This is a genomic window from Emticicia sp. C21, assembly GCF_003418935.1.
Classification (GTDB): domain Bacteria; phylum Bacteroidota; class Bacteroidia; order Cytophagales; family Spirosomataceae; genus Emticicia.
The window spans coordinates 46,680-73,047 of record NZ_QVMT01000010.1; the positions used below are offsets into that span (position 1 = coordinate 46,680).

22 protein-coding genes are annotated in these 26,368 nt (G+C 34.5%); 5 read left to right on the plus strand and 17 right to left on the minus strand.

The window, feature by feature from the left end; all coding sequences use genetic code 11:
• Positions 1–78 precede the first annotated feature (78 nt).
• The 6 genes from D0T08_RS20100 to D0T08_RS20125 form a co-directional block, all read right to left on the minus strand.
• Positions 79–1,452: an alkaline phosphatase family protein gene (locus tag D0T08_RS20100; RefSeq protein WP_116984483.1), complete on the minus strand. Its 1,374-nt coding sequence runs from the start codon at positions 1,450–1,452 to the stop codon at positions 79–81.
• 72 nt (positions 1,453–1,524) lie between these two features.
• A complete protein-coding gene (gene eboE, locus D0T08_RS20105) occupies positions 1,525–2,718 on the minus strand; it encodes a metabolite traffic protein EboE (RefSeq protein ID WP_116984484.1) in 1,194 nt (397 codons plus the stop codon).
• 3 nt (positions 2,719–2,721) lie between these two features.
• The gene (locus D0T08_RS20110; protein WP_116984485.1) at positions 2,722–3,870 is read right to left on the minus strand and encodes a 3-dehydroquinate synthase; all 1,149 of its coding nucleotides are present in this window, start codon (positions 3,868–3,870) and stop codon (positions 2,722–2,724) included.
• Between the two features lie 44 nt (positions 3,871–3,914).
• Positions 3,915–4,796, minus strand: coding sequence for a UbiA-like protein EboC (eboC, locus tag D0T08_RS20115; protein ID WP_116984486.1), 882 nt, complete (start codon positions 4,794–4,796; stop codon positions 3,915–3,917).
• An 87-nt stretch (positions 4,797–4,883) separates the two neighbouring features.
• Positions 4,884–5,903, minus strand: a complete 1,020-nt coding sequence (locus tag D0T08_RS20120; protein ID WP_116984487.1) for a TatD family hydrolase — start codon at positions 5,901–5,903, stop codon at positions 4,884–4,886.
• 32 nt (positions 5,904–5,935) lie between these two features.
• Positions 5,936–6,754 (minus strand): EboA domain-containing protein, encoded by an 819-nt coding sequence (locus D0T08_RS20125; RefSeq protein ID WP_116984488.1) that lies wholly within the window; start codon positions 6,752–6,754, stop codon positions 5,936–5,938.
• Positions 6,755–7,137: 383 nt separating this feature from the next.
• Between D0T08_RS20125 and D0T08_RS20130 the strand changes: the two genes are divergently transcribed.
• A complete protein-coding gene (locus D0T08_RS20130; protein WP_116984489.1) occupies positions 7,138–8,748 on the plus strand; it encodes an RNA-binding domain-containing protein in 1,611 nt (536 codons plus the stop codon).
• Between the two features lie 7 nt (positions 8,749–8,755).
• On the opposite strand, the gene D0T08_RS20135 is transcribed toward D0T08_RS20130, so the two are convergent.
• The 7 genes from D0T08_RS20135 to D0T08_RS20165 all read right to left on the minus strand — a co-directional run bounded on the left by D0T08_RS20135 (position 8,756) and on the right by D0T08_RS20165 (position 15,844).
• A complete protein-coding gene (locus D0T08_RS20135) occupies positions 8,756–10,393 on the minus strand; it encodes a sigma 54-interacting transcriptional regulator (RefSeq protein WP_158561316.1) in 1,638 nt (545 codons plus the stop codon).
• Between the two features lie 727 nt (positions 10,394–11,120).
• Positions 11,121–12,008 carry a ParB/RepB/Spo0J family partition protein gene (locus D0T08_RS20140; RefSeq protein ID WP_116984491.1) on the minus strand — a complete coding sequence of 296 codons (888 nt, stop codon included), beginning with the start codon at positions 12,006–12,008 and terminating at the stop codon, positions 11,121–11,123.
• Positions 12,005–12,691, minus strand: coding sequence for a ParA family protein (locus D0T08_RS20145; protein WP_116984492.1), 687 nt, complete (start codon positions 12,689–12,691; stop codon positions 12,005–12,007). The genes D0T08_RS20140 and D0T08_RS20145 overlap by 4 nt, the downstream gene beginning before the upstream one ends.
• Positions 12,692–12,743: 52 nt before the next feature.
• Positions 12,744–13,157 (minus strand): hypothetical protein, encoded by a 414-nt coding sequence (locus tag D0T08_RS20150; RefSeq protein WP_116984493.1) that lies wholly within the window; start codon positions 13,155–13,157, stop codon positions 12,744–12,746.
• A 389-nt stretch (positions 13,158–13,546) separates the two neighbouring features.
• The gene (locus D0T08_RS20155; protein ID WP_116984494.1) at positions 13,547–13,891 is read right to left on the minus strand and encodes a hypothetical protein; all 345 of its coding nucleotides are present in this window, start codon (positions 13,889–13,891) and stop codon (positions 13,547–13,549) included.
• A gap of 318 nt (positions 13,892–14,209) precedes the next feature.
• Entirely contained in the window at positions 14,210–15,217 is a 1,008-nt protein-coding gene (holA, locus tag D0T08_RS20160) for a DNA polymerase III subunit delta (RefSeq protein ID WP_116984495.1), read from the minus strand.
• A gap of 3 nt (positions 15,218–15,220) precedes the next feature.
• The gene (locus D0T08_RS20165) at positions 15,221–15,844 is read right to left on the minus strand and encodes an ACP phosphodiesterase (protein ID WP_116984496.1); all 624 of its coding nucleotides are present in this window, start codon (positions 15,842–15,844) and stop codon (positions 15,221–15,223) included.
• Positions 15,845–15,955: 111 nt separating this feature from the next.
• On the opposite strand from D0T08_RS20165, the gene D0T08_RS20170 reads away from it, so the two are divergent.
• Positions 15,956–16,468: a peptidylprolyl isomerase gene (locus tag D0T08_RS20170; RefSeq protein WP_116984497.1), complete on the plus strand. Its 513-nt coding sequence runs from the start codon at positions 15,956–15,958 to the stop codon at positions 16,466–16,468.
• Here the strand turns inward: D0T08_RS20170 and D0T08_RS20175 are convergent.
• The 3 genes from D0T08_RS20175 to D0T08_RS20185 all read right to left on the minus strand — a co-directional run bounded on the left by D0T08_RS20175 (position 16,465) and on the right by D0T08_RS20185 (position 19,415).
• The gene (locus tag D0T08_RS20175; protein WP_116984498.1) at positions 16,465–16,938 is read right to left on the minus strand and encodes a dCMP deaminase family protein; all 474 of its coding nucleotides are present in this window, start codon (positions 16,936–16,938) and stop codon (positions 16,465–16,467) included. The genes D0T08_RS20170 and D0T08_RS20175 overlap by 4 nt on opposite strands.
• Before the next feature lie 188 nt (positions 16,939–17,126).
• The gene (locus D0T08_RS20180; RefSeq protein ID WP_158561317.1) at positions 17,127–18,410 is read right to left on the minus strand and encodes a M43 family zinc metalloprotease; all 1,284 of its coding nucleotides are present in this window, start codon (positions 18,408–18,410) and stop codon (positions 17,127–17,129) included.
• Between the two features lie 57 nt (positions 18,411–18,467).
• Entirely contained in the window at positions 18,468–19,415 is a 948-nt protein-coding gene (locus tag D0T08_RS20185; RefSeq protein WP_116984500.1) for a PhoH family protein, read from the minus strand.
• Positions 19,416–19,679: 264 nt separating this feature from the next.
• On the opposite strand from D0T08_RS20185, the gene dnaB reads away from it, so the two are divergent.
• On the plus strand, positions 19,680–21,293 hold the full coding sequence (dnaB, locus tag D0T08_RS20190) for a replicative DNA helicase (protein ID WP_116984501.1): 1,614 nt from the start codon (positions 19,680–19,682) through the stop codon (positions 21,291–21,293).
• Between the two features lie 169 nt (positions 21,294–21,462).
• Complete coding sequence (locus D0T08_RS20195; RefSeq protein WP_116984502.1) at positions 21,463–22,611, plus strand: carboxypeptidase-like regulatory domain-containing protein; 1,149 nt, start codon at positions 21,463–21,465, stop codon at positions 22,609–22,611.
• A 6-nt stretch (positions 22,612–22,617) separates the two neighbouring features.
• Here the strand turns inward: D0T08_RS20195 and rlmD are convergent, their stop codons facing one another.
• Positions 22,618–24,030 carry a 23S rRNA (uracil(1939)-C(5))-methyltransferase RlmD gene (gene rlmD / locus D0T08_RS20200; RefSeq protein WP_116984503.1) on the minus strand — a complete coding sequence of 471 codons (1,413 nt, stop codon included), beginning with the start codon at positions 24,028–24,030 and terminating at the stop codon, positions 22,618–22,620.
• A gap of 189 nt (positions 24,031–24,219) precedes the next feature.
• On the opposite strand from rlmD, the gene D0T08_RS20205 reads away from it, so the two are divergent.
• Positions 24,220–26,367: a gliding motility-associated C-terminal domain-containing protein gene (locus D0T08_RS20205; RefSeq protein ID WP_158561318.1), complete on the plus strand. Its 2,148-nt coding sequence runs from the start codon at positions 24,220–24,222 to the stop codon at positions 26,365–26,367.
• The last annotated feature ends 1 nt before the right edge of the window (position 26,368 follow it).

A 26,368-nucleotide genomic window follows, 5' to 3' on the forward strand; every position in this document is an offset into this window, starting at 1 on the left:
CAAAGAAACATAGTAAAAGAGCAGCTATAAATTAGAATTGTAAAGCACTTTTAATGTTTTATTCGTAAAAAATTAAAATTAAACTTCTTTTCCGAAAATGCTTTTCCAAATGACATTATACACATCTTTCGCAGCAATCTCATTATTGCGTTTCTGATTACCAATTAGTACAGGATAATACTCCTTGCTAATATCAAGTGTCCCGTGTGAACCTTTGATCAAATTTGCATTTAATGGAATTACATCCATTCTATATCTGAAACCTAGTAACTTTCTTGCCAATTTATACCCAGCCCTAAGTTTAATAAATGGATTATCAGGGTTCATAAACATTTCAACAGGATCATAGCCTGGTTTATTATGAATATCTACACTACGAGCAAAATCCGGTGCAACTTTATCATCGAACCAATAATAATAAGTAAACCAGCTATCTGCTTTTGCCATTAACACTAAATCACCAGCTCTCTCGTGGTTTATATGATGAGCCTTTTTTTCTTCCTCATCCATTATTAAAGCAATACCATCAACTTTTGATAATATTTCTTTAATTCGTTCTTTCTGACTTAAATCATTAATATAGACATGCGCAATCTGGTGGTCAGCTGCCGCAAAAGCTTTAGAGGCTCCACAATCAAGTAACTCAAGACCACTTTCCACCCTCACGGAGATCAAATCATTCTGTCTGAGAATTCGATTAATATGAATCGGATGATTTACATTATTTATACCATATTCTGACAGTAGAATTATATTGGCATTTTTCTTCTCGTAGTAGGTCACTAATTCTTCAACCAGAGAGTCAATTTCTTGCAAATCTTTAGAAATTTTATCAAAGTCGACACCAAACTTTTGTAAACAATAATCTAAATGAGGTAAATAGATTAAGGTTAAAGTCGGGTCATTTTCTTTATCAACCTCAAGCGTTGCATTCGCAATCCATTTAGAACAATCGATACTTGTAGTTGGACCCCAGAATTTGAAAAGAGGAAATGTACCAAACTTAGCTTGTAATTTATCTCTTAAATCGGCGGGATAGGTGTAGCAATCTGGAACTTTTACTCCATCTGAATGATATTGAGGTCTGGGAGTAGCAGAAAAATCTGCCGACGAGTACATATTATACCACCAGAACATCTTAGAAACGGTAAAATCAGGATTTTTTCTTCGCGCTGCCTCCCATATCTTCTCTGAATGCACCAGTTTATTAGACTGCTTCCAGAATTTCATTTCGCAAGCCTCACGGTCGTACCACCCATTGCCAACGATACCATGCTTATCAGGATTCTTTCCGGTAATATAACAACTCTGCGAGGTAGTCGTTACTGCAGGGAAGGCAGGCTTAATATGTGTTAGTTGATTTTTGGCAATAAATTTTTGGAGAAATGGTGTATGTACACCAATCACACTGGTACTTAGACCAACAATATCAATAACTACGGTTTTTTGCATGATAAATATAAATAAGCTACTTGAACCCAATTAAACGTGAACAGGACTTATCTGTTGTTATTTCAATATCGGTTAGAGAATACTTTTTACCCAGTTAATTTCCCGGCTAATAGACTCGTTCAGCGGAGCCTGAAATTCTTTAGGTAAAACGCCCCATGTATAGGTCTCTATTTCAAGATGTTGAGTAAATGGTTTTTCTTTATGCAAATTAATAGTATCTATTATATCTGACTGTGTTGAACTTAACAAACCATATTGCTCTAAAAACAAAGGAACATGAAAATGCACTCTCCATGAACTGATGGTATTATCAAATCCAGCAATTGCTTCATTTAAATCTGGAAATTTAATAAAACTTCCATCTTTTTTTTGTGCTACTACCTGATGCAGGTAGATAGGTTCATTATATAGAGCAATCACATCCAATTTTTCATTGGCTTGATTTGCAAAGTCAACTTTTAAAGCTGAACTAATCTGGATTTTCCCAACTTTCAGTTGTTCTGCCTCTAATTTGGAAAGCACATCTATTGGAGATTCAAATCCAACTGCAAAATGACATACATCGTAGCATAATTGAATATGTGTTTTAATTGCTTGCGTCGCTTGCTCTGTCGAAAACCCCTTTGCTTGCAGCTGCTCGATTCCTAAAGGAATTAAGTAATTATTGTACCAGTTAATAAATTCATCCGAATTTTCAAGAATACCATCTGGCTCTGGTTCTATATCAAGGTGGAGTGTTTTACCACTACTTTCTTTCAAATCTATCAAAGCTTCAACCACAGAAATCATGTTTTTTGTGGCTTTTATTGTTGCCTCTTTCAAAGCTTCTTCACCTTGCCACCAGAAACGATAGGAGAGAGGAGAAGTTGAAACCCCACCTTCCGCCAAGTTTTCAGGCAACAGTTTGGCTAATAATTGAAATAAGCGAATACTATAATCTGTTCTCTCTTTCGTTGTCCAATCTGGTGCATGTACCTTGTCTTTTACAGCGGAATGGTGAAAATTTCCAAAAGGGAAACCATTCATAGTAAAAACATAGCAATCATTTTCTGTTAACCAGTTTTTGAAAGACTCAAAATTCTCACTTACCGATAAATCAATGCTTGCCTGATTGGCTAGTCGAAGTCCAATTCCCATAGATGCATCAGGGCAGATGTCAGCCTTGATTTGAGGAATACTGCTTTGCAAAACGGCAAAATGCTCTTTCCAGTCTTCACCAGGATGTATATTGCTGCAATAGCTTAAATGTCCGTACGGAGTTTGCATAGTCTAGTCAAGGGTTAGTTTCAAACGATCAACAGCAAGCTTCATCAAATCAAAATTTACCTCATGCACTTCTTTACCTTTGCCTAATTTTTCCAATATGGTAATAGTTAGTCTTCCACCCAAATGTTCTCTGAATTCATTCAATCCTTCCCAAAGATTCAATTTATCATTCTCTGCTAAAGATTCGTGATACAATGTAAAACCTAATTTTTTTAATAAGCTTATAATTCGGGCTGAGTCTTCTCCCGAAATCAAACCGAGTAATTCTGAGTATATAGAGTCAAGCGCTATTCCAATAGCAACAGCTTCTCCATGACGAATTTCAAAATTGCTCAGGTATTCTAATTTATGCGCTGCCCAGTGTCCAAAGTCTAACGGTCTGGCCGAGCCCATTTCAAATGGATCTCCGCTTGAAATATGATTGGTGTGCAATGCCGCTGATCTGAAAATCTGTTCATTCATAACCAGCAACTCTCGGTCTGCCATTGCACTACCATTTTCTTCAAGCCATTCAAAAAAATCTAAATCCTTAATTAAGGCAACCTTCACCGCTTCTGAAATTCCCGAGCGCCAATCCCTGTCTGATAATGTTGTTAGGAAATTGGAATCATTGAAAACAGCAACCGGAGGAGAGAAAGTACCCAGGAAATTTTTCTTACCTAAAAAATTAACACCATTCTTTACACCCACACCTGAATCATTCTGAGAAAGTACTGTAGTCGGAATACGAATATGTTTCACACCACGATGCGCAATACACGAGGCATAGCCAACCATATCCAGAAAAGCACCACCACCAATTGCCGCCACAAAAGAATGACGATCAATACCGCATTCATTAATTGCCAGAAGCGTTTTTTCTAAATATTGAGGGGCATTTTTAACCAATTCTCCTCCAGGTAAAACCAGAATTTCATCGATTAAAGAAATTTGATTTTCACTCTGAAAATATCGTTTTATTGATTCTATTAAATAGGGATGCTTTTGTTCAACTCCTTCATCAATCAGGAATAAAATCTTTTTTTGAAAAGTTGTATCACCAAAATTTGTTAAGAAATTGACAAACTCTTTATTGTCAGACGAAAAAAGATTCTGCGTAAAAACTATATTAAATGAATATGGGACTTGAAAAGCCTGATTAATGACACTCATTGATAAGTTGAAAATAAAATAATCAAAAATTTAAATCCTGTTTTCTATGTCACGGCAAAAAGCTTGGCTAAACGTATAGAAATAGGTAATAAACAAAGCACAGCTAAAGCAAAAATAATATTGCCTGAAACACTTACCCACGCAGCATTCATAACAATTAATGATAAAACGCCTGCTTTTACCGCCTTAACGATATTTGGTCCGATGGGATTATTAATCGCACCAAGTAAAGGCTTGAAAATCAGATATATGTGCAAAGCTACAAACGCGACAGCAAACAAAATATTTCCTAATATAAAAGAAACATATAGCTGGCAGCTACTAACTGATATATATAGAAAGGCCGCAAAATATAGCGTATTCTTATTACCACCATGAACTTCCCCACGGCTTATCATGGTTATTGCCGCAATATAGCATATTGGCAAAATACTGATTAATCCCCATTCAGGAATTGCATTTTCTATGATGCTCATCCCTAGAATCAAATTCCCTCCACGGCAAAGACCCATATTGATCGGCCCAAAAAAAGTATGATGCTTTCCTATTTTGTCATAAAAAAGCGCGCAAATAGCTACAAGTAGGGCAATACCTGCACTAAGCGGGCTATTAATCCAAGCAGCTATTACACCAACCGCCAATAAAGAAATGCCAAAAACTATCGCGTTTTCTTTAGAAACCTTACCGCTTGGAATAACTCTTTCAGGCCGTTCGACACAATCTAATTCTAAATCAAAAATATCATTGAAAACAATACCCCCGCCGTATAATCCAATTGTAGAAATACATAAAAATAATGCCTTCCAGATATCAATTTGTTCTAAGGAAAATGAAAATCCTGCAATAGCAATGCCAGCCAGAATGTCGGATATGGCCGTAATAATGTTTGCTGGTCGGGTTAGTTGTAAATAGGGTTTTATATTCAAGGCCTTATTATATTATTTAGCGATGATGTACATTCACTAAAATTAAAATACGTATTATTCTATTCAAAGAATCTACATAAGTATAAATTAGCTAATAATTATTGAGTTTTTCTCAACTCTTGGAATCTGCCCACCACGGAGAACTGTATTCCCATTAAATTTCAAATTCTGGTCAACTTCCATGGGTGATTCAAAATCAATTGCATTAATCTGTCCGCTCTGAGCAAAAGCATCAATGGCATTCTGATAGGTAACTAAGCGAATGTCTTCATCAGAAATTCCCTTGATTTTCATTAAAGCTGCTGTTTTTGGTACAGCCAAGGGGTCACTAATGCCCCAATCAGCTGCAGAATTAACCATAATTCTCTCTGAACCGTATTTTTTTACGATTTCAACCATGCGCTCATTTCCCATTTTGGTAAACGGATAAATGGTGAACGCCGCCCAAAAACCTTTTTCAAGTACACTTTCGACGGTTTCTTCATTATTATGATCAATAATAACCATACCAGGGTCAATTCCATGCTCTAAAGCAATAGACATACTCAATTCTGTTCCTCTTTTCTTATCACGGTGAGGTGTATGTACTTGAACCGGGAGATTAGCTTCTTTCGCTAACTCCAGTTGTAGACGATAGTATTTTTCTTCAGCGGCTGTCTGGTCATCAAAACCAATTTCTCCAACTCCTACAACCCCTTCTTTATATAGAAAAATAGGAAGTATTTCCATTACTTGCTCAGCCAAGGCTTCATTATTGGCCTCACGAGAATTTAAACCAATTGTGCAATAATGTTTAATACCAAATTGTGAAGAGCGGAATCTTTCCCAACCAACCAGACTACTAAAATAATCTTTAAATGATGATAAACCTGTACGAGGCTGACCTAACCAGAATGCCGGTTCTATAATCGCCACCACGCCTGCATCAATCAAAGCCGTATAATCATCTGTGGTACGGGAGGTCATATGTATATGTGGGTCGAAGAATTTCATACCTTTAATATAATCGGTATAATTAGCCTGAACAGTACTGGCTATTTTGAATTCTTCTGCACTTCCTTCAAAGTGTGAAGGATTCTGTGATATTTCTGAATGCTTCTGACACATCTTTTTCGTGGTATTTTGTGTAATCTCCTCTGTTAGTTTTCTAACCCTTCCCAACTAAACACATCAGTCTTCGCCTTTAGTTCTAAATCTCTATGTTTTTTCAGCTCTTCTTTAGCACCAGGGAAATCTGTTGCAATACAAACTAAAGTTGCAGCAATTCTATCATGTACACTACTGGAAGAAAATAAATACTGTATATCTTTTAATATTTCTTCATTCAAAAAATTAATAACCAAGCGCCATGCGTATGCTGGAATTGTTCTCCCGGCCGACCAACGTTCATGCGCTAGATATGAAATTGAATGGGCCAATTCTGCATTTGCTCTGTCTAATACACCTTCAATTTTATGTATGGGTTTATCATTAAAGATGCATTTCAAAACCATTTGATTCCAGGCAAGTTCTGAAAAAAGGTTCTTAGGAAACGGATTCTGAAAGGCAATGGCGTCAAAAACAGGGCCAATATTCGATCTCACAGCATTAGTTGCACGTAGCATCCAATAATCAGGATATGCTAAAAATGGTAAAGTAGAAATTAAAGCTACTGCTTCATTATTTTCAGCAGTATCAAATAAGGTATCAATTGCTTTTATATAAGAGTCTTTGTCTGAGCTATTAAATTTAGACAATAGATAAACCCGAACTAATCTATCAAAAGTCCAATTGTTAAATGAAACACCATTAATAGGTTCGGGGTATTGAACGAATTCTTTACTAATGAATCTTGGTGCAGCAACAAATGCCGTTTGCAAAGATTGTAAACTTCCGTTGGCTTTTGATTCTATCCAACTTAACTCTTTTGCTGATGCCTGACTTTGAATTCTGTCAAACAACAAAGAAGAATAATCCATTAGTTCAGGTACTTCGTATTGATTTCAAGGCAAATCTAAAGAAGAAATCTGAGCTTATTAGATTATTTATACAAAAAATAAGATTAAAGTCGACCAATCGGGTAATTTTGTCCTATTGAGTTGAATAGTAAAATTGTTGCTTATTTTAGTTGTGAAAAATTTTTCTCAAAAAAACTTAAGGATTATTAAAATATTTAATAAAAAGACAATATATTTAATAATTAATTTACTGGGTGAATTACTACTTTTGCTGCCACTCGTCATGCGACCATAACCTATAAACACACCTGACCACGGTTATAAATTTCCTCGACGCTTGTTCTATTAAAACTAGAAGATTGATTCCTTATGACCTTACTTTTCGATATATATAAAGAATTCGCATGTTTTCAAACGATTACATTAACTATTTAATAGAAAGAGGGAATGATGAACAAACACAATTATTAAGCACCGTAAAGAAACTACCAGTTGATTTTTTTGATACCCTTTGCGCATTTTTAAACACAAATGGAGGCGAGGTTCTCATTGCCTATTCATTTGAGAATGGATTAACAGGGTTGACAGAAAATGAATTTAATATTTTAGAAAAGAATATTATAGGTGGAATTAATAATGCCAATAAAATTCATCCCAAACCCCGAATTGTGATAAAAACGGTTTTTTATCATCAAGAGAGAATCCTATACCTGAAAATCCCAAATAGCCAGTCGGTTCATACAACCAACAATGGTAATTATATTTATGAAAGGCGTGATACCTTAAATATCCATGTCGATAATATCTCCGACCAGCTTCGAATTCAAGAGAGGAAAAGATTCTATTATCCTGATAATAAAATAGTAAGATATATTGAGTCTGAGCATTTCAATATGGAGGTCTATAATAAAGCAATGAATCTGATATTGCAGACAAGGCCTTCTCATCCTTGGTTAAATATGGACTTTGAACATGTAATGAAAAGTTCTGGCTTATGGAGAATAGATTTAGAAAGCAAAGATAGTGGTTATACTGTAGCAGCTATTTTGCTTTTTGGAAAAGACGAGGTTATTCGTGCAATTTTCCCAAGTTTCAGAATAGATGCTTTAAGAGAAAAAGATGGTTTTGATGGCTATTATGACAGAGAAACTTTTACAACAAATCTTATAGATACCTACTATCATTTGATGGATTTTGTGCACAAGCACCTCCCTGACTTTTTTGTTATTAATAATACCACAAGAATAGGCATTCGAGATTTAATGTATCGTGAGGTCTTTATCAATTTTCTGACTCATCAGGATTATAGCTCAGGGCTACCAGCCAAATTTGCCATTACTCATGTAGATGGCACTTTTACAGCCAATAGCAATAGAACAAGTCTGAATAAAAATATAGATCCCAATAATTATCAGCCAATACCTAAAAACCCAATTATTGGCAGATTTTTAAGAGAATTGGGACTGGCAGAAGAATTGGGTTTTGGGTTAAAAAAAATTGCTGCTTTTGTGAGACAGTTTTCTGACGAAAAACCGCAGTTTCATGATGGGCCAACTTTTTTAACCTCAATACCACCGATCACTAAGAAAAATGCTGTAGATGAGGATCTAGAGAAAAAAGTAGATTTAACAAAAAAAGATGATTTTCTGGTTATTGATTCAATAAGCGATTTCCCGCCGCAAATTTCTCGACCGCGCCAATTTCCTATTATAAGTAATTCTGTACCTAGAGAAAGTTCTTCCAATAATCCTATGTCTATTTTTGAGGATTTAAGTGAGCAAAAGAAAGAACGACTTTCAAGTATAGTTTTATTCCTTAACCAATCAAAACATAGTACTACCCAGGTGTTGATAAAGCAATTGGGTGTTTCCAGAGAGACAATAGCCAGAGAGGTAAAAATACTAAAAGAGCACCGTCTGATTGAATTCAGAGGTGCTCTGAAAAACGGTTATTATTATCTTACTGAAAAAGGACTATCAATTGCAAGAATTTTATCAGAAAGTGGCAAGTCTTGAGTAAAATTTAGAAAGTCAATCTTTTTACTATCGACTTTTCGACAGGAGCCTCCGTACTTCCATTTCTGAAAACTTCGGAATTTTCTGCCAATATTTCATTGAAAAAAGTTACTCTGCGAAGCAAAGACCATTTTTCAGGATGAAGCTTAAACAAGTATTTAATAGCTAATCTTTGTTGATTGACTTTGCCGTTTTTATAAGTTTTATATCGGTTTACTGTCATGCATTCATTTATTCTTTTTCTACCTCTTGAAGATTTCTTTTCTGCTATTAAAGTATGAAATTCGCGATAAGCCAATTTATCTAAATCAATAACTTTAATTACATCAAAGTCAATAAAATAGTCACGAGCTGTTTTTTCCAGAAAATCCAGATTCTTTCTGACTGTACTGATAGTTTTTGTATTTAAATGAATTTGATATAATGTAGATTGATGTTTGTCTTCATTTATTGAGAAACCGTTCATATAATTATTAAAAAGCTTTTCAATTTCAAAACAGTCTATTACAAAGAAATCAGGCTTCCGCAAATTCTGCAAGTAAACATTTACAAAATGCTCTATTGAAATCACTCCATCGGGCCATTCCTGTTTTGATAAATATTCAATAGCCGATTCGTCTAATACTATGTTGGCTCCGGAATTAATTAAGGAATAATGAAAAATAAATTTGAAGTCCTCTAATCGTTCATGAAACATAGGTATTTTCAAAACTTCACCTTGCATTATATAATTAAGCAGATGCCATTTGAACTCACCTTTATTGATCATCGTATGCAGATTTTTAACACTGCCTACAATTAAATTAAAATCTATTTCAACCCAGTGCTCTTTAGTTGATCCACCTACCGGAATCATATATCCATTTTTAAGAGCCTTGAATAAAAGTTCTTGATTGCTTATACTTAATTGTTCAATATGATTAATAAAAAGAAACCCTTGATTGGCTTGTTCTAATTTTCCAATCTTTTGTTTTCCTTCATTAGTTACATATCTATTATTAAGAATTCTCTTATATTGCCCAAATGCCTCAGTCTCAAAATCCTCTTTGCTTATTAGCGCACAATCTAATTCAATAAAAGGCACTTCATAAGGAAGATTCCTGAATATATATACAAAAGTCGCTAGGTCTTTAATCTCAATCCCAGACTTACCATAAATCAATATATTGTTCCCAGATGAAATAGCTTTGATCGTTTCATCAAAAAAGCTTTTAACCAATTTACTTTTACCTAGAAAGGATTTCTCAAAATAGGGGACACGCTTTAGTATTTCTACATCCTCAATATCTGCGTCTTTGAAGAAAAGGGAGCGAAAAATTTCACGTTCCTGAATAAAAATTTCTCTTTCTGATTTCAGACAATCTAATAGATAATTAATAATATGATGTTTTTGGGATTCTATATCTTTTGAGACTTCTGATTTTGCTAAATGAAGATCATCATTCAGTTTTACTATTTTTTCTTCATACTTATTTTTTATCAGGCTATTTCTTTTTAGACATTGCTCAATTCTAAAAAGAATCGCTTTAAAGGCGGCAAATTGGCTTTTAGAGTCAACTTGATAGCGTTCTATTACATCAAACAAACCACCCTTCTGATAGAGGCTAAAAATGTCTTCATAATTATCTCTTGGCGAAATAATCATGATAGTCGGAATCTCCGGAAAATTCCGGTTTAACCCCCATGCAAATTCAATACTTTGTTTAGTTGAAGAAAACAAATGCTCATCAATTATAATCGCATCAAAAGCATTAGTAGGGTTGTCTAATAATTCAAAAATAATTCCCGGGTCTAACTCAATAAAGATGGTATGATTTTTTCTTAACCATAGTAAGAAGTCCGGACGCTCGTTGAAGAACTTTCCTGTAAGTAGTAGATTCATTTGGGATTAGCACGATATAAATTATATACAATTCTAGTCAATCTAAATGCTTTATTATAAGGCATTTAAGGGTATTTTTATGAAGTGAATAAATCACTTTCAGGTAGATATGGAGTCATAGTTTTTGGCCTTCTTTTAATTTTCATTAATAGGATGTTGGTAAATTTATTGAATTGCAATATTTATCACAAATATTTATTATGTCAATTCTGTAATGACACTATAAATACATAATAAATTTCAATACAGATATTTAGACAGGAGAATTATATATAAAAAAACAACTTCAATAGCCTTGTCGTAAATGCTTGTGAGTCAAGTAGTTAACTAACTTGTTAAAATTGAAAAATTGGCAATAATCGGAATTTGAGAAAATCAACTAAAAATAATTGTAGCGAATTATATAGATGTAATTAAGGGAAGAAATTATATAAAAATGTGGAATTCCTGGAAAAATTGGGGTCACAAAGATAGGAAATTGTAGAAGATATTACGCAGATTTTTTAAATACTTTTTCAAGGTGTGTCATTATTCTTTCTAAATCATGTTGATTAAAAAATTCGATGCTTATACTGCCTGTTTCACCATCTTCTGATTTCAATGCAACATTGGAGATAAGATTGCCCTCTAAAGATTTAACAGTAGTATTAAAGTATTCCAGAAGCCATAGGTTTTGTGACTGAGAAGTTTTATAAGAAGTCTTTTTAGCTAGGTGTTTGGCTAATTCTTCAACCTGTCTAACAGATAAGCCATCTTTTAGTATCTTTTGCAGTATCGTAAATTGTATTTCTGGGTTTTCTAATGCAATTAGTGCTTTTGCATGTCCCATTGATATTTGTCCTGTAATAATTGTTTTTTGAATTTCTGATGGAAGTCTTAATAAACGAAGATAGTTGTTGACAGTACTTCTGTCTTTACCTATTCTTAATGCCAGTTCTTCATTAGTCATTTGATATTCTACTATCATTCTTTCGAAGCTCATAGCAACTTCAATGGCGTTAAGATTCTCTCTCTGAATATTTTCTATCAACGCCATTAGAGCAGATCCTTCATTATCAGCGTTTCTAATATAGGCAGGAATTTCTGAAAGTCGGGCTAGTTTACAGGCTCTTAATCTTCTTTCTCCGACAATTAATTCATAATGGTTTCCTTGAACTCTCACCGTTATTGGTTGAATCAAGCCATGGATTTTGATGGATTCTGCTAATTCAAACAATTGCGGTTCCTTGAAATCTTTCCTAGGTTGATTTGGATTTACCCTGATTAATGATATATCAATATTTTCAACTCCCTTAAAATGCAGCGATGAACTAAAATTGATTTCAACGTCAGATAACAAAGTTGATAAGCCTCTTGGTTTACTTAAATATTTCATCATTCTTTCAGAATTTTTTTATTATTCCTTAATAAAAATTCTTTAGCCAGATTCAGATAGGCAATTGCACCGGCATTTTCAAAGATTAAATCACTACTTCCATAAGCGCCATATTTACGATCAACAAAGAAAACGGGCATACCGAAACTAGGGGCATCAGCTAAACGGATATTCCGTGGTATAATAGTAGTGTAAGTTAAATCGTCGAAAGCGGTTTTCAATTCTTTTACTACTTCTTGCGATAAATTAGTTCTCCCATCATACATTACAGGTATTACTCCTTCAATTTTTAAGTTAATATTGACTTTCTTCTGCACTAATTTAATTGTATCTACTAGTTTAGCCAACCCCTCTAAGGTAAAATACTCGCACTGAACCGGTACCAGGCAAGAATCACTGACTACTAATGCATTGATAACCAATAAGCCTAGAGATGGAGAATAGTCCATAAAAATAAAATCATACTTGTCAGCATGGCCTTCAATTCTTTCCTTCATAATGGCCTCCCTGCTCATTTCATTGATAATTTCAATTTCAAAACCTGCCAGGTCAATATGAGAGGGAATCAATTGAAGATTTGGGATATTCGTTTGTTGAATTGAATCTTCAAAAGTAGAATCACCGACCAGTAATGAATAGATATTGTTTTTTTCAAATTCTTTCGGATTTAACCCAAAACCTGATATCTAAAACTACTAATTATTAAGTTCCGATTCCACTGGGTAAGATATAGAGGTTTTAGTCAATTAAATATTGACTGAGTGATTGGTTATAGAAATTTAAGCTTAGTTGTTTACTATTATTGGGCTCAAAGAACCTCAGATAATATCCGTTATTATCATGAATTAAAAATTCTCTGAAAACTCCATCACGAGTATCAGTAATAGGACTGATGATATCTACTTTTAACCGTATTGCCTCCCAAAGCTTATCAAGCTCAAATACTTCAAAATTAATGTAATAAGGATAGTTAATGACAAAATTGGGTTTGGTAGTAAAAATAAATGTGGTTGAATGAAGGGAAAATACCACATGAATATCCGAAAGAGCATCACAGTTGATGCCTAAAACCACCGAATAGAAATGCTGAGTTTCTAATAAATTCGGTGTATATAGCTGTAATGAAATATTTTTAGCCCAGTGTTTTTCCATTGATTGATATGTTTTAAAGGTTTGTTAAAACTTCAACAATAGTGCATAATGGACACAGCGGTATAACGATAAAAATCGTGCAAAGAGATAATAGGTATTCATTTTAGTAGTAAAGTTTGGCTTTCGTTTTCAGGGTATTGTAAATGTACCGAATCAAAAAAAAAACTACAAATTTTTATTATGTCATTTTTAATGCGACACAATAAATACACAATAAGTGGAATAAAAATTTATAAAAAGAGTGCTTTAGCTCTGAAATGACTGCTAAAAAATTAAAATATTGCAGTAAGTATCAGGTTCGTACTGGTGTAAACGTCAGAGAAATAGATACTAAATAAAAGAAAAACTGTAGATTAAAGGGGTCAATGGGAACAAGTTACGATCGAGATCTACACTACCAGGTATTTTCGAATAAGCATCAGCATATGTAAATAGGTGCTGTCTTCTTCATATTGCTTTTCGTCAGAGTAATCAATTTCTTTTAGTCGGTCTTTATCTTTTCTTTCCAGCCACCAATTTCGTAATTGAATAATATATTTTCTTACGGTTCGATATTCATCATTACAATTCCAATCAATTACTTCAAGTACTTTATCCTTTTCAAGGGCATCCATAAATATCTGAAAAGCGATATGAAGCAATAGGGTATCTCTCTCTATCCAGCTATACTTAGGTAGTGATTCAATTTGAACCGGATTATTCGAAAAGGTAAGTTTTCTTTTCTTAGTTTCCACGAGCTATCAGATAATGATTATAAATTTATCAGAAATTCCAATAAAGCTTCCGAATTATAGTGAATAAAAATAAAACTTCACCTATTTCTTGCCATTTATTAACTAGCAAATTATAAATATAGTTATAAAGAGGATTAAAAAATCAGAATATATTGCTCATCAGTCTTTAAAGTAAGTAAGGTAATGGGAAACATTATTTGCCATTACCTTACTTAAATAGTCATTATAATTATTCGGTTGAGATTTATGAGACAGCGTAAGTCATAATTTTCCACTGGTGCCTCTGTAGATAGGTGAGGCTAATATAATTAGGCTAAATTAATGTAATATCTCAAAAACCAACGTCTGCAATATATCTCCCTCACTTTCTTCACCCGTTTCAACTCCTTTTGATTTTAAGTCAGCAATTTTCAAAGAATGAATCACTGCCGTCAATTTATGTAGCGAATAATTTCTTGCTGCATTGAGATAGTCTTTAGCAAAAAAACTATTTACTTTTAATAGTGATGCAATTCCGCTTTCTGATTTATCATTGGAGGCATGCACTAAAAGTACTTTACTGAAAAAATTATAAAGGATAATCAGAATAGGCTGAATAGGATTATCTTTTGGGTTATTGCCAAAATAGATAATAATCTGATTAGCTCTCACCACATCTCTCTGAATCAACGCCTTTTGTAATTCGAAAACATTATATTCTTTACTAATACCTACATATTTCTGAATCGTATCCGCATCTATGCCTTCGCCCAATTTTACATTTAATACTACCTTATCAATTTCGCTTGTAAGACGCTTTAAATCATTGCCGATATACTCAATGAGTAATTGAATGGCTTTCATACTTATTTTAACTCCTTTCGAATGGCAATAGTCTGCCAAAAACTCAGGTAATTGATTATCATATAATTTCTTCGAATTATGCAGCACACCATTTTTGCCAAAAGCCTTTACCCAGGTCTTTCGTTCATCGTGCGCGTTACTAAAAGCTAAAACCAGAATAGTAGATGCCAGAGGTTGTAAGGCATAATCTTCCATTAGTTTTTGATTTTCTTTTTGGTCAATCCCTTGAATATGCTGAGCATCTTTTACAATAATCAATTGTCTGTCTGCCATCATCGGAAAACGACGTGCATAATTCAATAAGGCTCCCATATTTAAGTCTTTTCCGAATAAAACAAATTCATTGAAGCCCTTTTCATGCGCAGGAATAGCCAGTTGCTGAATTTTATCTATTATCTGTTCAATATGAAAGGGCTCCTCGCCATGTAAAAAATACAATGGCTTTAAGGTGTCTTTCTTTATTGATTTAAGTATTTCTGCCATCGATTATCTTATAATATAGTTATGTGTATAGTTTTTATCGGTTAAAAAAGCCGTGCATTGTTGTACCATTTGTGGGAAAAATAACTTAAAATTCTCATTAAAAAAATCATAGTGTATTTTTAAATCAGTAACTGCCTTCTCCATATTCGATTTAAATTCCGTTCGTTTCGCAACTCCGGTTAAAGCTCGTTCCATACCCCAGAATTCGCTATAATTTTTCAACCAATCATATTTAATCATCGAATCAATCATTGGTTTCATTTTATCAGGTAATACATCCCAATGATTAAGAAACGACTGGTGTGTACGTTTCCGGAAATCCTCAAACGGCTCTGAAGAATAAGAATACCAATGCTTAGCCAGAAAATGGTCGAAATATATGTCTATCACTACCGAAGCATATTTGTGATAGTTTTGATATAGTACAGTTTTGCAAGTGCTGACCACAGAATGGGTATCCATAAAACTATCAATTAAACGATGTAAAAGGATGCCATTTTTAATATTTTCCGAAAAATGTTGATTTCGAGGGTGCTCAATTCTGCCAACTACATAGTCTTCCAACAGATTCCCGACTAAAATTTCCTCATTGTCACCAGAAAGAAATAAATGTGCTAAAAAATTCATTTATAAAGGGCAGAATTTGTACGTTTGTGGCAAAGTTATGAAATAAGAGATAATAAAATATCTAAGTTTCTGTTAGATTTATAACCTTAGTGACAAATTAAATTTAAGCAAATGAAAGTTGAATCAAAAAAAGTAGTTACAGCTAGTTACGAATTATATGTGGGAGATGGTGAGGATAGAGAAATTATAGAGGTTTCGGACGAATCTGATCCAATTGTGTTTATTCATGGCATGAGTGGACTTCCAGAAGCTTTCGAAACAAATTTGATTGGATTAAGTTTGGGAGATACATTTGAATTTTCAGTAAGTGCTGAGGAGGGTTATGGAGAAGTGGATACAGAAGCATTAATTGATTTTCCAATAGAAAACTTTAAAATCGATGAAGGTAAAGTTCCAGATGGAATGTTGGAAATAGGTAATTTTATTCCTTTTTCAAATGAGGAAGGGCATCGTATGAACGGAAGAGTGGTGGAAGTGCATCCAGATTTTGTTATGTTAGATTTTAATCATCCATTAGCAGGAGAGACTCTACATTTTAAAGGAAAGATTCTGGCTATCAGAAATGCAAATCCTGACGAGATTTCACATGGGCATGTTCATGGCCATGGGGGTGTAATTCATTAATTACACCCAAACTCTATTACTTCAATACCAAATTTTCTCAAAAAATCCACGCCCTCATCACTTGGAATGCCTTTATATTTTGCATAAGATTCCTTATAAAACACTTTTTTAATTTTCATCGAAAAAATTACACGAGCACAGGCTATACACGGCGATAGCGTAACATAGAGCGTACTCCCCTCAAGATTAGCACCGTTTTTTGAGGCATATAAAATCGCATTTTGCTCTGCATGAAGTGCTAATGAGCAACTTCCTTTTGAATCTCTTGGGCAACCTTCTTCCGGAAAATCCTCATCACAATTGTGTGTACCTGATGGAGGGCCGTTGTAACCTATTGAAATAATTCTCGTATCTTTAGTTAAAACAGCGCCAACCTGAGCTTTTACACAATGCGAACGTTGGGCAAGGTTTTTAGCAAGATTCATGAAAATTTCATCAAAATTAGGCCTGTCTTTCATCAATTTTTCCATTTTAGGTGTTTAATTGTTGACTCTAAGTTTAGGTTATATTGGTTAGTTAAAGATTGGCAAAACTAATTGATAAATGTGAGAACATATTTATCAATTGATGTTTTTTGTTGAATTTATAGATGAATTAGCAACCAGGCTGATTAGTAATATTAAACCACAAGTTGGAGAAAGAAGAATAAACAAATATCCTAAAAAATAGCTAATCGTGCAGCAACACGCTCTTGTTTAGATGTGACGTTTACAATATATGTACCAGCCTGTAAATCGTAGGTTTTGAGTGTTACAATAGTGCTGGGGTAATCAGTAAAACTCTCTGAATATACATTTCTACCTTTAATATCGGTCAAAGAAATAGTAAAGTCCTGGAAGTCAGGTAATAAGACCTGAACCTTGATATTGTCTTTCGTTGTTGGATTAGGAATAAGTGCTACAGCAAGCGTATTGGATGGAGGCAATTGAAATTTTGCATAAGTCACTACTCTTTTACGTCTTTGGCTTAACTCAACCACGGCTCTCATTCGTTGTTTCTGGCCTTCAGTAAAAATATTCATACATGAGTCCGGAGAATAGTCCATATAATCTTCAATAAGATTTCTTGTACGTTCTCCATTACAATTGGAGAACATATCTTTACAAAATGCTGTACTATTCGATCCGCTTGCTTGAGGCGTATCTTCTACATAGTCAGTCCCACAATATTCATCTCCCCATGTATGAATTAACCCTAGCCAATGGCCAATCTCATGAGTAGCGGTTCTTCCAAAACTATAAAGGCCATCTATATTGGTACCTGTTTTTTTACCAAAAACTCTATAATCAATAAATGCTCCATCTAGGCTCTCTACTATTTCATCTCCCAGGCCATCAATAGTTTCAGCATATGGAAACTCAGCATATCCTATATAAGGGTCTCTATAGGCTGTTACCCAAATATTTAGATACTTATTACTATCCCAATAGACAATATTTGATAATTTCTGACGATCATTATCATTTATTAAATTAAAACTCGTAGCGGAATTATAATGTCGGGTAATCCCTGTGGTAGGGTTTCCATCAGGGTCTTTGGAAGCAAGAAAAAACTCTATTTGGGTATCAGCTCCTATCGGATTATTATTATATCCCATAGTCCCTTCTTTTCTTCGATAATCTTCGTTTAACACCTTAATTTGCGAGAAAATCTGCTCGTCTGGAATATTTGTACCTGTTATAGCATTGCTTGATTGATTATGAATGACATGTACAACCACAGGAATCCTTATGATTTCATTATCAGCCACACCAATTCGGGCATTGCCTGCTCCCTGAAAGTTTTGTAATGTCTGCTCAAACCGAGCCTTTTTCAATGCTCTTGATGGGTCTTTCAATAAACGAATTGAATCACTGGCAGCATTGGCACAAAAATGTCTTTTTTGTGCCAATGTCTGTATAAAGACCAGGAAGAATAGAGGGATATATAAAGCTTTTTTCATGCTATAATGACGTGCGATTAGTAGCCTATGGTTGCAAAGCATGATAATTAAAGAATATTATTTACTCTCTGCTTTTTCGTAAGCATTCAGAATATCTCTAACCAATCTATGGCGTACCACGTCTCTGCCATCTAATTCTACAAAACCTATTCCAGTTATATTTTTGAGAATATCCAAGGCATCAGCTAACCCTGACCTTTGGTTTTTAGGTAAATCTACCTGTGTCCTATCACCTGTAATAATGGTTTTTGAAAGTGGCCCCATACGCGTCAAAAACATTTTAATCTGCATGGGCGTAGTATTTTGTGCTTCATCAAGCAGGATAAAAGCATTATTCAAAGTTCTACCTCTCATATAGGCCAAAGGGGCAATTTCTATAGTTCGGTTTTCTAAATAGAACTTCAGTTTTTCTGCCTGAATCATATCATCAAGTGCATCATAAATAGGTCTTAGATATGGGTCGATTTTCTCTTTTAAATCACCCGGCAAGAAGCCTAAATTTTCACCTGCTTCAACCGCAGGTCTGGTGATGATAATTTTCTTAACTTCCTTATCTTTTAGCGCTTTTACCGCTAATGCCACAGCAGTATAAGTTTTACCTGTCCCTGCAGGTCCAGTGGCAAAGACAATATCATATTTTTGAGCCGCTTCAATCATTTTTTTCTGATTGGCGGTTTTAGCCCTAACAACTACGCCTTTGGTTCCATAAAGAATTACATCGTCGTCAGTTGTTTCATGATTAGCCGTTTCAATATCTTGCTGAATATAGTTTTTGACCTGTTCATTACTCAATCTGCCGTACTTCTGATAATGTTCAAGTAATGACTCTAATATATCGGAGATTTTATTGATTTCAGTGTTATTCCCTTTAATTAAGATCTGATTCCCTCTTGAAATAATTTTGCTTTCCGGAAAAGCTGCCGCTACTACTTTGATATTACTATTTTCTACTCCGAGAAAATCTATCAATGACACTTCGTCTAATGTGAATACTTTTTCTGTCAAAATACTAATGAGTTTGGTTATTGGTTTATTAAATAGGTCTTATTCATTTAAACGCTCGACCTAAAATTTTAGTTTTCTTTTTGAGACTTGAATTTGCATTTCAAAAATCAAAAATTATTCACATAATCTAATGTTTTTTCCACAAAAAAATTGTGCGTTTGGAATTATATACTGATAATCAATCGTTTATCTTTAAAAGGTAAAGGTTCTGAACAATAGCTTTGTTTTTTGAGAAAGTTATTTTTCTTAACATTGCAATAATATATGGAACAAAGATACCCAAATAATCCATCAAACAGAAACCAGAACCAGAGAGGATTTGGAAAAAATCTCTTTTTGGAAACCACCAGGAGCGAGTCTGGTAAGCTGCCACCTCAAGCTACGGAGTTGGAAGAGGCTGTTTTGGGTGCTTTGATGATTGAGAAAGATGCATTGACTGCTGTTGTTGATATTTTGCAACCTGCTAGTTTTTATAAAGATGCGCATCAACATATTTATAATGCCATTTTGATACTCTTTGGTAAATCTGAACCTATTGATTTACTGACCGTAACTTCGCAGTTAAGGGCTTTAGGGGAATTAGAATTCGTAGGGGGGGCACAATATCTGGCAAGATTAACCAGTAAAGTTAATTCTGCAGCTAATATTGAATGGCATGCCCGTATTATCTCGCAAGCTGCGATTAAAAGAGACATGATTCGGGTAGCCGGGGATATTCTTCGGGATGCCTTTGAAGATACTACTGATGTATTTAATCTTTTAGATAGAACTGAGCAGACCTTTTTTGAGATTTCTGAAAGAAATATCAGAAAAAGCTACGCTGATGCCAGTTCAATCATGAGAGCGACTATTGAAGAACTTGAAAAAAAGAAGAACAATAAAGATGGTTTAACAGGTGTAGCCAGTGGTTTTACAGAGCTAGACCGTATTACCAGCGGATGGCAGAATACGGAATTAACGATTATCGCTGCTCGTCCTGCAATGGGTAAAACAGCATTCGTTGTATCTGCCATGAGAAATGCAGCCGTTGAGTGGAATACTCCTGTGGCTATTTTTTCTTTAGAAATGTCTTCTACTCAATTAATGCTTCGTATGATTTCTGCCGAAGCTGAGATTGATAGTGAAAAATTACGTAAGGGCACCTTAGAGAGCCACGAATGGCAACAATTGCACCATAGAATTGACCGCCTTTCAAAAGCACCGATATATATTGATGATACGCCAGCCTTATCCGTTTTGGAATTAAGGGCAAAGTGTCGTCGTCTAAAAGCTCAATTTGATATTGGTCTGGTAATTATTGATTACCTTCAACTAATGACAGCTGAAGTAGGTGGGGGTAAAAGTGGTAATCGTGAGCAGGAAATTGCAACTATTTCTCGTTCATTGAAAAATCTAGCGAAAGAAATCAATGTGCCTGTTATTGCTTTATCTCAATTGAGCCGTGCTGTTGAGACCCGTGGTGGTGATAAACGTCCTCAACTTTCTGACTTACGTGAATCTGGCTCTATCGAGCAGGACGCTGACATGGTAATGTTCCTATATCGTCCGGAATATTATAAAATTACACAAGATGAAAACGGTAATCCAACTGCTGGTGTGGGTGAAGTAATTATTGCCAAAAACCGTAGTGGTACGGTTGATACTGTTAGATTAAGATTCATTGGCAAATATACCAAATTTACTGATCTAGATGGGTTCTATACGCCCGTCCAGGATAATTTCACAGACTTCAATTCTCCCAAGCCATTCCCAACAACTAATGCTTTAGAAAGCTTTGAACAGGGAGGAAGTGCGCCTAATACAGGTAGCTCTGTAACATTCGGTAGCAAAGCTAATCAGCCCCGCAATCTTGATGAGGAAACTGAATTTCCATTCTAATGTCTAATCCTTTATTTTATTAAATTCATATAATTTTATTAAGCCGATAAATGTTTATTTATCAGGTAAACCTATGTCTTTACGGTTAATAACATAAAATAGTTATATTTTTTATTGATTAAAGTATAATTATGCTTAACTTGCTTTGCGTTATCGAAAAGCAGTGCAAATGAAAGCAAGATATTACCTCCCATATATATTATTTATCTTCTCTTTTTCTGGTTATTCTCAAAAAAACTTCTGGACAATTAGTGGCATTGTTGCTAACGAAAAGAAGATGGCTGTTCAATCAGCTAATGTCTTTGTTAATAACACTTCTATTGGCTTTGTCACCAACGAAAAAGGAAACTTTCAGTTGAATGTGCCTGATAAATTTTCACAGGTTGAATTAATTGTCTGTTTTGAGGGATATAAAACTATTAAGAGGAAAATCAATTATTCTACTGAAATTCAGGTCTTTAGATTTCAGCTAGAGAGGGATGGTATACTAAAAAAGACAGTAGTCACTGCCAAAAAAGAAAAGGATTGGAAGAATAAATGGGAAATTTTTGAAAATGCCTTATTAGGGAATTCAAAGTTTGCTAAAAATTGTAAAATACTTAACTCAAACGTTGTAAGATTGGAGTTTGACAAGGATAAAAAAATGACTGCAACAGCAACTGCACCAATCCAAATCATTAATGAGGCTTTAGGTTATAAAATCCTGCTGCTGATGGATAAATTTGAATCTGATAGCTCAGGAACAAATATGTCTGCTCTCAAATTCTTTGAGAAAGTGAATACCACTAATATAGATTTAAAAAACAAATGGGATAAGAACCAAAAAGACGCTTTTAGTGGTTCTTTTCATAATTTTTTAATGGTGCTCACAGATAATAAATTAGAAGAAAATGATTTTGAGATTTTTAAAAAATCTTCAGTTCAAACAGCCAAAAATGACCCAACAACGGTTGAAAAAGAATTAAATGAGGGTACATTGACACGAGCCAAGGCTAATGAAATTTACATTTATAATAAAGATGCTGAAAGTTTTCTACTTCAATCGGACTCCCCACTTTTGGTATTCTTTAAAAAAAGCCCTGAATTAAAACCAGCATTTTCTGATTATCCTTTTAAGTCTTCTGAAATAGTTTTGCTCAAATCTTACGCCAGATTTAATGAAAATGGCTGGCTAAGAAGACCTAATGATATTGTTTTGAAAGGTTTTTGGGGCGATAAAGGATTAGCTAATCAATTGCCTGATGATTATAACCTAGATGGTTTAATCAAGGAGCCAAATGATGCATCAACAATTAATAAATTAAGCAAAAGACAATAGCCTAAATCAAATCTCTCTTAATTCCAATTTCGCAATGTTTTCTACATGGTGAGTATGAGGAAACATATCTACCGGTTGAACTGTTACAATATCATATTTCGCACTTAAAATGGCTAAATCTCTTGCCTGAGTAGCTGGATTACAGCTCACATAAACAATGCGCTTAGGTGCAACTTCAAGAATAGTATTTGTCACAGGCTCGTCCATTCCCGCGCGCGGTGGGTCAGTAATAATTACATCTGGGTTTCCCTTGCTAGCAATAAATTCCCCAGTAAGAAATTTACGCATATCTCCTGCAAAAAACTCAGTATTAGTAATCCCATTTACCTGAGAATTTATTTTGGCATCTTCAACTGCATCTTCAACATATTCAATACCAATGACTCTTTTTGCCTTTTTAGCTACAAAATTAGCAATAGTTCCCGTACCAGTATACAGGTCATAAACCAATTCATTGCCACTCAAGTCAGCATATTCTCTAGTCAGCTTATACAGTTCATAAGCCTGTTCGGAGTTTGTCTGATAAAAAGATTTTGGACCAATTCTAAAAATAAGGTCTTCCATCTTTTCCTCAATAAATGGCTTCCCATAAAATGTAGACACCTCCAGATCATAAAAAGTATCATTTCTTTTCTGATTGAGTATATAATTTAATGAGGTTATTTCTGGAAAATTCGTTTGAAGATGCTTTAGAACGGCTTCAATGGCCTCTTCATTTTTTTGTGCAAATTGTACCATCACCATTAGGTCTCCTGTAGAAGTAGATCGAATCATCACATTTCTTAAAAAACCCTGGTGGGCAACATGATCATAGTAAGAGTATTGATTCTGATTGGCAAAATCTCTAAGAGCAAGCCTGATTTCATTAGACGGGTCTTTTTGTAAATAACATTTCTCGATAGGTAAAACCTTTTCAAAACGCTTCGGCACATGAAAACCTAATGCATTTTTATTTAAATCTTCTCCCTTATCAGCTTCTTCTCTGGTAAACCATCTGCTATTAGAAAAAGTGTATTCTAATTTATTACGATAGAACTGAATATTTTCGGAGCCCAGAATCGGATTAATTACAGGTAATGTTATTTTCCCGATACGGCGTAATTGGTCATTTACTTGTTGCCATTTCAAGTCTAATTGTTTTTCGTAAGGTATATGTTGCCATTTACAGCCACCACATACTCCAAAATGTTGGCAAAAAGGAGCAATACGTAGGGGAGAAGGTTCAATTAACTGCAATACATTCGCTTCTGCGTAATTTTTCTTTCTATTATTCACCCAAAGCTTTACTTTATCTCCCGGAGATACATTGCTTCCTTCAATAAAAATTATTTGTCCATTATGCCTTGCAAAACATTTTCCTTCTGCTGCAAAATTTTCTACCTCAATATTTTCAATAATGAATGTTTTGTTTTTAGCCATTTGGTTAACTGTCGGTTCAATTCAAATTTCTGCAAAAATATTTAACTTAACATTAAGTTCAAAATTCAACCTTTTATAATTAAATTACGTCTTACAAATAACATTACCCTAACGTTTAAGAAATACTCTCAAGAGCCTATGAAAAAGTATCTTTACCTTGTATTTTTTCTTGCCTTCGTCCACAAATCAATGGCCTCTCATATTGTTGGAGGTGAAATTGAATTAGTGAAAATAAAAAATCCTTCGCCTGGTATTACTCATGAAGTTACCCTGAATCTTTATTTCGATGCGATTAACGGACGCCCGGCTGCAGAGGATATTACTATTACTTTAACATTTATACGTAAAAGAGATTTAGCCAAGGTAGGTGAAGCTGTTTGCCAGAGAGTTTATCGCGATTTGATTCAATATATTGATCCCGCCTGTTCAAAAGGAGATTTACAAACTTTGCTAATTAAGTATAGTGCTAATTTAAATTTACCAGAAGCCGCTTTTTCAGACCCGGGAGGTTACGCGATTGTATGGGAAAGATGCTGCAGAAATATAATTATTACAAATATTCGTAATCCAAGTTCTGTTGGAATGGTATTTTACACTGAATTCCCGCCTGTAACCACAGCTAATAGCTCGCCTAAATTTAAAGAAGTTGTGGCTGATTATCTTTGCATCAATCAGAATTTTGAAATGGATTTTAGTGCTTCCGACCCGGACGGTGATAGTTTGACTTACGAATTAATTACTCCATGGATAGGCTATGCAACCATGGGTAATCCAAGCCCTATAAGTGTTGGCAGAAGCAGTTACCCGGAGGCTTCCTGGGTCGATGGTATTTCTTTAGCGAATGTAATTCCGGGCGAAGAACCTTTGCGTATTGATAGAATTACCGGGGTACTTTACGTAAAACCTAGTAAACTAGGCCTTTATGTTTTTTCAGTAATGGTGAAAGAATACCGTAAAGGGGTAATGATAGGAAGAGTAAAAAGAGATTTTCAATTAAAAGTAGTAGATTGTAAAATTAATTATCCACCTCAAATCATGGTTCGAAGCCAAGGGGCAAGTACCTTTTTTAAAGAGGGCGAAATAGTAACGCTGAAAAAAGGAGATAAAAGATGTTTTGATATTATGTATTTTGATCAGGATGTAAGCCAGAAGGTGACAATAACCGCCAGAGGTGTGAATTTTGATACAAAAAAGATTAACATGCCTGCTATTACGAATGTAGTCATTCAGAATACAGACACTTTAAAAAATTCATTTTGTTTAGATGAATGTATTATCATTAAGAATAATTTGGCAGCCGAATTTATAATTAGTATCAATGATAATGGGTGTCCGGTTCCACAAATACGGAGTTATAGAATGAAGATTAATTTCGAAGACATTGATAATAATCGTCCGGTTATTACTACTTCACTTACTGATTCTCCAACTATTATGTATGGAGATACGTTAGAGTTTACAGTTTTTGGCGATGATAAAGACCTTGATACGCTTTCTTTGGCAGGCACAGGACGAAGTTTTGGCTTAGGTAGTTTAGGATTTACTTTTCCATCACAAACAGGTATTGGTAGTGTAAAATCCATTCTGAAATTTATTCCGAATTGTGAGGCCGTCAGACGAAAACAGGTTACCTTAGATTTTGTTGCAAAAGATTTGCGATGCGGTGTAAGCAATCAGACTACATACGCAGTGCCGATTACAATTCAGTCAATCCCCAATAATGCTCCCACTGTTTCAACTAGTTTGTCTGATAGCGAAATAGAGGTAATACTTTCGCCCACCAGCCCGACAGAAGTAAAATTTAATGTTGATGGGAGTGACATAGATAAAGAAAAAATAGAATTGTTAGCCATTGCAGATGGTTTTGATCTTAAAAACGCATCAATGACTTTTGAAAATAAAGATGGGATAGGTGCGGTAAGTAGCATTTTTTCATGGAAACCCAACTGTACCTTATTGGCAGGCAAAGATTCCAAAGAATTTATAGTAAAGTTTCGAACTCAGGACAACGCCTGCGACCAGAAGCAAGATACAATAAGTGTAAAGCTGTTGTTGAAAAACAATCTCCCGGCAGAGAATCCACTAGAGCCATTTAATACTTTTACGCCAAATGAAGACGGTGTAAATGATTATTTCAATATGGGGGCAATTCCTGAAGATAATTGTAACAGGCAATTTGTTAAGTTTGAAGTCTTCAATAGATACGGTAAATCTATATTCCAGACTGCTGATAGAGACTTTAAATGGACTGGAGACAAAGAGCCGTCGGGAGATTATTTCTATGCTTTATATTTCACCGATGAAATGTATAAGGGTGTTATACATTTAATACGCTAGT

Bases quoted from the DNA above. Each gene is read 5' to 3' on its own strand.
- D0T08_RS20100 (WP_116984483.1), bottom strand. From the start codon at position 1,452: ATGCAAAAAACCGTAGTTATTGATATTGTTGGTCTAAGTACCAGTGTG.
- eboE (WP_116984484.1), bottom strand. From the start codon at position 2,718: ATGCAAACTCCGTACGGACATTTAAGCTATTGCAGCAATATACATCCT.
- D0T08_RS20110 (WP_116984485.1), bottom strand. From the start codon at position 3,870: ATGAGTGTCATTAATCAGGCTTTTCAAGTCCCATATTCATTTAATATA.
- D0T08_RS20120 (WP_116984487.1), bottom strand. From the start codon at position 5,903: ATGTGTCAGAAGCATTCAGAAATATCACAGAATCCTTCACACTTTGAA.
- D0T08_RS20125 (WP_116984488.1), bottom strand. From the start codon at position 6,754: ATGGATTATTCTTCTTTGTTGTTTGACAGAATTCAAAGTCAGGCATCA.
- D0T08_RS20130 (WP_116984489.1), top strand. From the start codon at position 7,138: ATGTTTTCAAACGATTACATTAACTATTTAATAGAAAGAGGGAATGAT.
- D0T08_RS20135 (WP_158561316.1), bottom strand. From the start codon at position 10,393: ATGATTATTTCGCCAAGAGATAATTATGAAGACATTTTTAGCCTCTAT.
- D0T08_RS20140 (WP_116984491.1), bottom strand. From the start codon at position 12,008: ATGATGAAATATTTAAGTAAACCAAGAGGCTTATCAACTTTGTTATCT.
- D0T08_RS20150 (WP_116984493.1), bottom strand. From the start codon at position 13,157: ATGGAAAAACACTGGGCTAAAAATATTTCATTACAGCTATATACACCG.
- holA (WP_116984495.1), bottom strand. From the start codon at position 15,217: ATGGCAGAAATACTTAAATCAATAAAGAAAGACACCTTAAAGCCATTG.
- D0T08_RS20165 (WP_116984496.1), bottom strand. From the start codon at position 15,844: ATGAATTTTTTAGCACATTTATTTCTTTCTGGTGACAATGAGGAAATT.
- D0T08_RS20170 (WP_116984497.1), top strand. From the start codon at position 15,956: ATGAAAGTTGAATCAAAAAAAGTAGTTACAGCTAGTTACGAATTATAT.
- D0T08_RS20175 (WP_116984498.1), bottom strand. From the start codon at position 16,938: ATGGAAAAATTGATGAAAGACAGGCCTAATTTTGATGAAATTTTCATG.
- D0T08_RS20180 (WP_158561317.1), bottom strand. From the start codon at position 18,410: ATGAAAAAAGCTTTATATATCCCTCTATTCTTCCTGGTCTTTATACAG.
- dnaB (WP_116984501.1), top strand. From the start codon at position 19,680: ATGGAACAAAGATACCCAAATAATCCATCAAACAGAAACCAGAACCAG.
- D0T08_RS20195 (WP_116984502.1), top strand. From the start codon at position 21,463: ATGAAAGCAAGATATTACCTCCCATATATATTATTTATCTTCTCTTTT.
- rlmD (WP_116984503.1), bottom strand. From the start codon at position 24,030: ATGGCTAAAAACAAAACATTCATTATTGAAAATATTGAGGTAGAAAAT.
- D0T08_RS20205 (WP_158561318.1), top strand. From the start codon at position 24,220: ATGGCCTCTCATATTGTTGGAGGTGAAATTGAATTAGTGAAAATAAAA.